6 protein-coding genes are annotated in these 6,060 nt (G+C 74.1%); 5 read left to right on the forward strand and 1 reads right to left on the reverse strand.

What is annotated here, in order from left to right; all coding sequences use genetic code 11:
- Window positions 1-571 precede the first annotated feature (571 nt).
- The 5 genes from NBZ83_RS29495 (at window position 572) to der (ending at window position 5,718) form a co-directional block, all read left to right on the forward strand.
- Window positions 572-1,279 (forward strand): pseudouridine synthase, encoded by a 708-nt coding sequence (locus tag NBZ83_RS29495; protein WP_498041091.1) that lies wholly within the window; start codon window positions 572-574, stop codon window positions 1,277-1,279.
- A gap of 66 nt (window positions 1,280-1,345) precedes the next feature.
- Window positions 1,346-2,461 carry a prephenate dehydrogenase gene (locus NBZ83_RS29500; RefSeq protein WP_261569356.1) on the forward strand — a complete coding sequence of 372 codons (1,116 nt, stop codon included), beginning with the start codon at window positions 1,346-1,348 and terminating at the stop codon, window positions 2,459-2,461.
- 254 nt (window positions 2,462-2,715) lie between these two features.
- Window positions 2,716-3,519, forward strand: a complete 804-nt coding sequence (cmk, locus tag NBZ83_RS29505; RefSeq protein ID WP_261569354.1) for a (d)CMP kinase — start codon at window positions 2,716-2,718, stop codon at window positions 3,517-3,519.
- Window positions 3,489-4,223 (forward strand): lysophospholipid acyltransferase family protein, encoded by a 735-nt coding sequence (locus NBZ83_RS29510; RefSeq protein ID WP_438803239.1) that lies wholly within the window; start codon window positions 3,489-3,491, stop codon window positions 4,221-4,223. Before cmk ends, NBZ83_RS29510 begins: the two co-directional genes overlap by 31 nt.
- 49 nt (window positions 4,224-4,272) lie before the next feature.
- Window positions 4,273-5,718, forward strand: a complete 1,446-nt coding sequence (gene der / locus NBZ83_RS29515) for a ribosome biogenesis GTPase Der (protein ID WP_261569348.1) — start codon at window positions 4,273-4,275, stop codon at window positions 5,716-5,718.
- Window positions 5,719-5,780: 62 nt separating this feature from the next.
- Here der and NBZ83_RS29520 read toward each other — a convergent pair.
- Window positions 5,781-6,060: alpha/beta hydrolase (locus NBZ83_RS29520; RefSeq protein ID WP_261576263.1), on the reverse strand; the 280-nt coding region annotated here is incomplete at its 5' end.

Consider the following 6,060-nt stretch of genomic DNA (forward strand, 5'->3'; position numbering starts at 1 on the left):
GGCTCACCCTGCTCGTGGGGAGGCCCGCCCTGCTCGTGGTGGAGGGGTCCGCCCTGCTCGCGGGGAGGCCCGTCCCGTTCGCGAGGAAGGCCGTCCGGCAGCTCGCGGGGAGGCCCGTCCCGTTCGCGGGGAAGGCCGTCCGGCGGCTCGTGGGGAGGCCCGTCCCGTTCGCGGGGAAGGCCGTCCGGCCCGTGGGGAGGCTCGGCCCACCTGGGACGCTCGTTCGGTCGCCCGCGGGGAGGGCCGTCCCGCACGTGCTGAGGGCCGTCCGGCGGCCCGTGGGGAGGCTCGGCCTACCTCGGAGGCTCGTCCCGTTCGTGGGGAGGCTCGTCCCGTTCGTGGGGAGGGCCGTCCCGTTCGTGGTGGGGGCCGTCCGGCGGCCCGTGGGGAGGCCCGTCCCGTTCGTGGGGACGCCCGCCCGGCTCGTGGGGAGGCTCGGCCCACCTGGGACGCTCGACCTGCCCGTGGCGAGGCTCGGCCGGCCCGGGAGGCGGGGCCTCGGGAGGACCGCCCCGCCCTGGCGCCGCGGGACCCGGCTTCGGCCGCGGACGAGGGCATCCGGCTGCAGAAGGTGCTTGCCGCGGCCGGCATCGGTTCCCGCCGGCGTGGTGAGGAGCTCATCGCCGAGGGTCGGGTCAGCGTGGACGGTTTCGTCGTGCGCGAGCAGGGCCGCCGCGTCAACCCGGAGACCGCGGTCATCGAGGTCGACGGCGACCGGATCGTCACCCGCACCGGCCTGGTGCATCTGGCGCTGAACAAGCCGCGCGGGGTGCTGTCGGCCATGTCCGACGACCGCGGCCGGCCCACCATCGCCGACCTGCTCACCGAGTTCGGCGGCGGAGGCGGCCTGTTCCACGTCGGCCGCCTCGACGGCGACAGCGAGGGGCTGCTGCTGGTCACCAACAACGGCGAGCTCGCCCACCGGCTGACCCATCCCTCCTACGAGGTGCCCAAGTCCTACCTGGTCGAGGTCTCCGGGCCGCTGCGCCGTGAGGTGCCGCGCACGCTGCGCGCCGGCGTCGAGCTCGAGGACGGGCTGGCACGAGCGGACTCGGTGCAGATCGTCGATCAGGCGAACGGCCGGGTGATGCTGGAGATCGTCGTGCATGAGGGCCGCAACCGCATCGTCCGCCGGATGATGGAGAGCATCGGCTACCCGGTGCACCGGCTGGTCCGTACTCGGCACGGTGCGGTGTATCTCGGCACCCTGCGCTCCGGCCGGGCCCGCCACCTCACTCGCGGCGAGGTCGGCGCCCTCTACCGCAACGTCGGCCTGTAGCCGCCTACAGCGGCGATCTTCAGCGCGGCGGGTGTGTCGAAAGATGTCGCCATAGGCTGTGGGCTCATGGTCGGATCGGGCTGGGATGCTGCCCAGTTGCCGCGGCTGCGCCGGGTCGGTGTGGTCGGTACGGGTCTCATCGGCACCAGCATCGGGCTGGCGCTGTCCGCGCAGGGCGTGGAGGTCCTGCTCCGCGACGCGGACGAGGCCCAGGTCGCCATCGCCGCGAAGATGGGCGCCGGGCTTGCCTGGGCGGCGGGGGAGCGGGTCGAGCACGCCGTCGTCGCCACCCCGCTGCCGACGATCGCGACCGAGATCCGGGCGCTGGCCCGCGGCGGGCTCGCCGACACGGTCAGCGACGCCGGCAGCGTCAAGGTCCGCCCGCTCGTCGAGGGCGTCCAGCTCGGGTGCGACCTGTCGACGTGGTGCCCGGCGCATCCCATCGCCGGGCGGGAGCGCCACGGCGCGGTCTCGGCACGCGCCGACCTGTTCGCCGAGCGGGTGTGGGCCGTCTGCCCGGTCCCGCACACCGGCGCCGCGGCCCTGCACGCCACCGTGGCACTGGCCCTGGCCTGCGGCGCCACCCCGGTGCGGACCACGCCGCAGCGCCACGACGAGGCGATGGCGACCGTCTCGCACGTGCCCCAGCTCGTCGCGAGCGCGCTCGCCGGGGTGCTGGTGGGGCTCTCGCCCCGGGAGGTTCCGCTCGCCGGCCAGGGGTTCCGCGACACCACCCGGCTCGCCGACAGCGACGCCGAGCTGTGGGCGGGGATCGTCGAGGGCAACCGCGGGCCGATCGCGGCGCGGATGCGCGCGCTCGGCTCCAGGCTGACCGCCCTGGCCGACGTCCTCGACGACGACGCCGCCGACGATGTCACCGCGGCGGTCATCGGGCTCATGCGGGACGGGCACGCGGGCCGTGCGCTGCTGCCGCGTAAGGCCGGTGCCACGGCGCGGTCCTGGGGCTGGGTCGGTGTCGTGCTCGACGACCGGCCGGGGCAGCTCGCCGCGATCGTCGGCCTCATCAGCACCTGGGACATCAACATCGAGGATGTCGGCCCGTTCGAACACAGTCTGGACGCACCGGCCGGCATCGTCGAACTCGCCGTCGATCCGGCGGTCGCGGACAGTCTCGTCGACCGGCTCACATGTACCGGGTGGACGGCATACCGACGATCGTGATGCGGTACCGAGTAGCCTGATCCGGGTTGCACGCGACGGTTTCCGCCGCGGCGCGATCCGACGGGTTGACGCCACCGGCCCGCCCTTCGGCCCGGTCCGCGTGCCGGGAGTCGTCTGACGATCATCGTCCGGTGACCACGGCCGCCGGTCCGGCTACCGCCCCGCGGTGCCGAGGGCCGGGGCGAACGCGACGCGGCAAGGGGTCCGCGGGGCGCGACCCGACGACTCTCATGTGTCCGGGACGGAGGAATCGGGTGAAGCCCGACCACGGGTCTGCGCTGTCGGAGGGCGGGAGCACCGCCGACAGGGTGAAGGGAACGTCCGCGCCGCTCGGGTCCGAGGGGAGTGCGCCCGCGCTCGCCGACGGCTCGGCCGAGGGAATGATCGTGGCGGTCGATGGCCCCGGCGGATCGGGAAAGAGCACGGTGGCCCGCGAGCTCGCGCGGCGCCTCGGGCTTCGCTACCTCGACACCGGGGCGATGTACCGCGCGGTCACCCAGCTCGCGCTGGAGCGTCGCATCGACATCGAGGATCCGCAGGCGGTCGCGGAACTCGCCGAGCGGGCCGTGCTCTCCGTCGGCACCGACCCGGATAGGCCATCGATCGCCGTCGACGGGGTCAGCGTCGACGCCGAGATCCGCACCAGGGCGGTCACCAACGCGGTCAGCGCCATCGCCGCGGTGCCCGCGGTCCGGGCCCGCCTCGTCGCCCAGCAGCGCCAGGTGATCGCCGCGACCCGGCCCAGCGGCATCGTCGTCGAGGGCCGTGACATCGGTTCCGTCGTCGTGCCGGACGCCCAGATCAAGGTGTTCCTCACCGCGTCGACGGAGGTTCGGGCGCTGCGCCGGTCGCGCCAGCTCGGGGAGAAGGGCGTCGACGACGTCGCGCGGACGCTGGCCGAGCTGGACCGGCGCGACGCGCTCGACTCGAGCCGTGCCGCCGACCCGCTGGCCATCCCCGAGGGGGCGATCGTGCTGGACTCGACGGCCCTGTCCGTCCCCGAGGTGGTCGACGAGGTCCTGCGGCGCTGCGGGCAGTCGTCGAACGTGACGACGTGACCACCCCCGAACCGGCCCCCGGGGCGGGGCTGCTGCACCGGGGCGCCGCCTCGCCGGTCTACAACGACCTGCCGCACCGCGTGCTCAAGCCCGGGGTGCGGAAGATCATCAACAGGTTGATCATGCGGGTGACCCTGGAGGGGCTCGAGCACGTCCCCGTGGACGAGCCGCTGATCTTCGCGGGCAACCACAGCAGCTGGCTGGACGGCCCGCTGGTGGTCATCGAGTCGCCGCGCACCGTGCGCTGCCTGGTGAAGTCGGAGATGTACATCCGGATCGTCGGCCGCCTGCTGCTGATCAGCGGGCAGATCCCGATCGACCGGGGCCGCCCCGACCGCGAGGCCCTGCACACCGCGCTCGACGAGCTGTCCCGCGGCGGTGCGATCGGGGTCTTCCCGGAGGGCACCCGGGGCAGCGGGGAGATGGCCGCGGTCCAGCACGGCATCGCGTACCTCGCCGTCCACGGCCGCTGCCGGGTGCTCCCCGTAGCCTGTATCAACACCGGCGACGCCCTGCCCAAGGGCGCGCGCTGGCCGCGTCGCTCGGTGCAGGTCAGGGTGGTCTTCGGTAAGCCGTTCGAGGTCGACGTGCCGGCCAACCCGCGCTCGCGCCGGGCGCTTGCCGCCGTCGCCGAGGACATCCGGGTGCGGCTGCTCGATCATCTCGAGACCGCCCGCGCCTCCCCGGGCGAATCCGCCGCGTGATCATCGTAGATCACCGGTCCCGACGACAGGTGTGGCAGTGATGGCAGTGATGAGCAGACAGGACGCAGCGATGGACGGCGCCGAGGCGGCATCCGGCGACGACTTCAGGGACGGCGACCTTCGGGACGGCGATTTTCGGGGCGAGGAGCTGGGTCCGGTCACCGGCCAGCCGGTCGTGGCCGTCGTGGGCCGGCCGAACGTGGGCAAGTCGACGCTGGTCAACCGGATCCTCGGCCGCCGCGCCGCGGTCGTCGAGGACGTGCCCGGGGTGACCCGTGACCGCATCGCCTACGACGCGGTGTGGAACGGGCGCCGGTTCACCGTCGTCGACACCGGCGGTTGGGAGCCCGACGCCTCCGGGCTCGCCGCGCAGGTCTCCGAGCAGGCGGCCGCGGCGCTCGACACCGCCGACGCGGTGCTGTTCATCGTCGACGTGATGACCGGGGCCACCGACGCCGACGAGGCCGTCGCCCGGGTGCTGCACCGCAGTGGGCTGCCGGTGATCCTCGTCGCGAACAAGGTCGACGACAACCGGTTCGAAGCCGATGCCGCGGCGCTGTGGGGGCTCGGGCTCGGTGAGCCCCACCCCGTCTCGGCGCTGCACGGCCGCGGCAGCGGGGACCTGCTCGACGCCGTGCTCGCCGTGTTGCCCGAGGCGCCCCGGGAGGTCTTCACCGAGACCGACGGGCCGCGCCGGGTCGCGCTGATCGGCCGTCCCAACGTCGGCAAGTCCAGCCTGCTCAACAAGATCGCCGGTAGCCGCCGCTCGCTCGTACACGACGTGGCCGGCACCACCCGCGACCCGGTGGACGAGCTGGTCACCGTCGGCGGCGAAGAGTGGATGTTCATCGACACCGCCGGCCTGCGCCGGCGGATCCGCGAGGCGTCCGGCGCCGAGTACTACTCGTCGCTGCGTACCGCCTCGGCGCTGGAGGCCGCGGAGGTCGCCATCGTCCTGCTCGCCGCGGACGAGCCGCTCACCGAGCAGGACCAGCGGGTCATCACCATGGTGATCGAGGCGGGCCGGGCGCTCGTCCTCGCCTTCAACAAGTGGGACCTCGTCGACGAGGACCGCCGGTACACCCTCGAACGGGAGATCGACCGCGACCTCGGCCGGATCGCCTGGGCCCCGCGGGTGAACGTCTCGGCCCGCACCGGCCGCGCCACCGACCGGCTGGCCCCGGCGCTGCGCACGGCGTTGGAATCCTGGGGCACCCGGATCCCGACCGGCCGGCTCAACGCCTGGCTCGGTGAGGTCGTCGGCGCCACCCCGCCGCCCCCGCGTGGCGGCAAGGTGCCGAAGATCCTGTTCGCCACCCAGGCGGGCGTGCGCCCCCCGCGGTTCGTGGTGTTCACCACCGGCTTCCTGGAGCCGGCCTACCGCCGCTTCCTGGAGCGCCGGCTGCGCGAGGACTTCGGCTTCGCCGGTTCACCCATCGCCATCTCCGTCCGCGTCCGCGAACGCGGCGACCGCCGCAGCCCCACCGGCGGCTGACCCGGCGGCTGACCTGGCGGGGCGGGCACTCGGTGCTCCTGCCGACGGTTCGCCGGTGCGGATCAGGTGGGCCGTTGCGGGCTGGCCGCGGCGTAGGCGCGGGCGAGGTGGTCGCCGAGTCCGGTGATCGCCTCGCGGGCCGTCTCGACGGGCGGCTTGTGGGTGTAGCTGTGGTCGGCGTCGGGGAAGCAGTGGTAGGTGACGTCGGCCCCGGTGGCGCGGAGCTTCTCGGCGAAGATCCGCCCGTCCGTCTCGAGGGAGTCGAGCCCGCCGGTGGTGACCAGGGTCGGTGGGAAGCCGGTGAGGTCCGGGGCGAGCGCGGGGGAGGCGAGGGGTTCGGTG

The sequence above is a fragment of the Frankia gtarii genome (assembly GCF_025403375.1).
Taxonomy (GTDB): Bacteria; Actinomycetota; Actinomycetes; order Frankiales; family Frankiaceae; genus Frankia; species Frankia gtarii.